The 658-nt window shown below is 44.8% G+C and carries 1 pseudogene; it reads right to left on the reverse strand.

The window, feature by feature from the left end:
* Window positions 1-658: pseudogene (locus tag R7044_RS25925) on the reverse strand (ExeA family protein); the annotation flags it as partial.

Consider the following 658-nt stretch of genomic DNA (forward strand, 5'->3'; position numbering starts at 1 on the left):
ACTCCATCCCCAAAATACGGGTGTTTTAAACTTAGGTTTACGGGCATCAAACGTATCGTGCATAGCCGCATAAACGTGATGATTTTTCAGTAAGGTACAACGGTCGTTAAACGCAGCTAACAAAGCTTAATGGCTAATTTGGTTGATTAACCTTGGTATGCCCATGGCAGAACGCCAAATCGCTTTTTTCTGTTCAATGGAGAAAATGTGCGACCCCTTGCCCGCTTTGTCTAAGCGATTATTGATGTACGCAGCCCCTTCATCGACAGATAACGGACGCAGCCCACAACTGAACGTAATGCGTTGACGAAACTGCCGTAATTCGTGCATGGACAAGCGTTCATCCAATTCAGGCTGACCGAAAAGTACCAACTGAATCAATTTGTCTTGCTCGGTTTCTAAATTGCCGAACAAGCGCAGTGTTTCTAAAGCCTCAGGAGAAAGAGCTTGAGCTTCATCGACGATCAGAACGGTTTTCTTCCCGGTTGAATGCACACGAATCAAGTGTTCTTGAATTAAAGAAACAATGCGCAATGGATCGTCATTATCAATACCTAGCTCTCTTGCCACGGCAAACTGTAATTGCTCTCCGTTGAGCACAGGATTGGGTAGATAGACCAATTCCACTTGCGATTCGATCTGTTCAATCAGCTTGCGA

It is taken from the genome of Vibrio sp. 1402 (assembly GCF_033340275.1).